General features: G+C 46.2%; 2 protein-coding genes. Both read left to right on the top strand.

Annotated features, from left to right (window positions below):
- Nucleotides 1–231: acyl carrier protein (locus ACKWCA_RS23980; protein ID WP_413980787.1), on the top strand; the 231-nt coding region annotated here is incomplete at its 5' end.
- Nucleotides 218–1,224 (top strand): beta-ketoacyl synthase N-terminal-like domain-containing protein (locus ACKWCA_RS23975; protein WP_413980786.1); only part of this gene is annotated, 1,007 nt, incomplete at its 3' end. The genes ACKWCA_RS23980 and ACKWCA_RS23975, both read left to right, overlap by 14 nt.

The following is a 1,224-nucleotide window of genomic DNA, read 5'->3' as shown; positions in this document are numbered from 1 at the left end:
TTCGAACTGGGGGGCAATTCGATCAAGATACTAAGCCTAAGCAAGAAAATCGAGGAAAGACTGAATGTGGATGTAGCAGTTGCAGACTTGTTTAGATATTCAACGATACAAAGTTTTGTGAAAAGCATTACTGGGGGCAGATTAGATGAAGAAATTTTAAGAAAGAGAACTGCAGATGAAATCTATGAAATGGATGGTATAATCGATAGTCTTAAAGATGAGCAATTATAAATCGACTGACATAGCGATAATCGGTATTTCGGGCAAATTTCCGGGGTCAAAGAATTTAGATGAATTCTGGGGCAACATAATTGAGGGAAAGGAATCTGTTTCATTTTTCACAACCGAAGAGCTTTCAAATGAATCGATATCGAAGGAATTACTGGATTCCGATTCCTACGTTAAAGCTAACGCCTACCTTAAGGACAAGCATTACTTTGATTCTGGATTCTTCAATTACCTACCCAAAGAAGCGCGGTTGATGGATCCCCAAATGCGTTTGTTCCACCAGGTGTGCTGGCATGCCCTTGAGGACTCCGGTTACGGCAGGAGAAAGGCGGACGATAAAATCGGGCTTTTCGCTGGGGCGGCCCTGAACAACGATTGGATGAATTACTCCCAGTTATTGACATCCGAAGGGGCCGATGCATTTGAAGCTTCTCAGGGTAGTAATATTTCGTTTTTATGTTCGAGAGTATCCTATGCTTTGGATTTACAGGGGCCTTCTGTTTATTTGAATACGGCCTGTTCCACATCTTTGGTAGCTGTTCAGGAAGCGTCATCGAGTCTGCTGTTAAGAGAATGCGATATCGCCTTGGCGGGGGGTGTAAGGGTGAATAATTTCTCAAAAAAAGGATATCCGTACCGGGAAGGGATGATCTATTCTAGGGACGGCCATTGCCGCCCCTTTGATGCGGGAGCCAGTGGAACGGTCAGTGGCGAGGGAGCTGGTGTGGTTGTGCTAAAACGTTTGAAGGACGCGTTGGCTGACAAGGATACCATCCATGCGATTATAAGGGGAAGCGGCCTGAACAATGACGGTTCACGGAAAATGTCGTTTTCGGCCCCCAGTATTGACGGCCAGATCAAAGCTGTTACAAGAGCCCTAAAGATGTCAAAGATACCGGCTGAGAGCGTCGGTTACTTGGAGGCCCATGGTACCGGTACCGTGTTGGGGGACCCTATCGAGGTCGAGGCCTTGAATCGTTCCTATGGCCGATCGGA

It is taken from the genome of Maribacter corallii, assembly GCF_047345415.1.
Classification (GTDB): domain Bacteria; phylum Bacteroidota; class Bacteroidia; order Flavobacteriales; family Flavobacteriaceae; genus Maribacter_C.
The sequence above is the reverse complement of the archived record's forward strand: the minus strand, read 5'-3'. Positions and strand labels throughout refer to the sequence as shown.